Genomic DNA, 947 nt, shown 5'->3' with positions numbered 1-947 from the left:
GGGTGTGACCTGAATTTGATGTAGGCTTAAAAAGCGAGAGAAAATCCATATTGGTTAATTTTGGCCCAAAACTGAGCCCATCTGCCTTGGGTATAACTCAGAGAGCGTAAACTCAACACCACCGCCGCACCTGCCTCCTTCCACTTCATCCCGGCCCCGCACAACCGACTTTTAACAATCACCTTGCAGCCCGCTTCAGTCACGCCTGAGCCAATCGGTAAATTCTGGGCAATCGCTTCGGCATAGCCCATTTGATGGTGATGATTGCGAAAGTAGGTAATCGTGGCTTGCAATGTCTGACGCGACGTTTTGCCTAATTTAGCGTCCTCAATCGCCACCATCTCCGACAGGATTTGGCGGGCGGCACCGACTTCGTGTTTTAAGTCATGACAGTGTTTGGTTAACCAAACCTCTCGTTTGGTGGGACTGCGAGGATAGAGGACTTTAGCCACCCCCTTGAGATACTGACTAGCATGATAAAAGTCCAACACTTGCGTCTCGGTCAGCGGCGTTAGAAAATCCCAGTTCTCCGCCGCCCCATCGGCTAAGCCTTGATAGTGGGCATCGGGAAACAGCCCTCGAATGTGAGTAATTTCTCGCTCCATGCGTGCCAGAAAGCTGGCTCGTCCATACTCAGGGCTTGCACCGATGTAAGTAGTATGGTGCCGTTCGCCTGCGGCATCGACCAAACTAATCGTGCCTACCATCGCTTCTCGGTAGTGGTCTTCGCACATCAGCATACAGGTGCCGTCCATCCCAATGCTGACAGTGGTAATCTCTGCTGCTGGTTTCGGTGTCTGATAGTGCCACGATTCTGCTTGACTCAAGGCAATGCTGCCGACCATCTCTGCCACGTTTTGCACAAACGAGCGGGTCACTTGACGACCATGATTCTCCTTCAGATCGCTCACCACCCGAGGCCCGCTCATTTCGGCATACTTATGACT

Annotated in this window: 1 protein-coding gene; it reads right to left on the bottom strand. The window is 52.2% G+C overall.

All coding sequences use genetic code 11. The annotated features are described in order from the left end of the window. Nucleotides 1–26 precede the first annotated feature (26 nt). A partial coding sequence (locus CKL79_RS22585; protein WP_121971730.1) for an ISKra4 family transposase occupies nt 27–947 on the bottom strand: 921 nt, incomplete at its 5' end.

The organism is Leptolyngbya sp. BC1307, from assembly GCF_002286735.1.
GTDB lineage: Bacteria > Cyanobacteriota > Cyanobacteriia > Phormidesmidales > Phormidesmidaceae > Phormidesmis.
The sequence above is the reverse complement of the archived record's forward strand: the minus strand, read 5'-3'. Positions and strand labels throughout refer to the sequence as shown.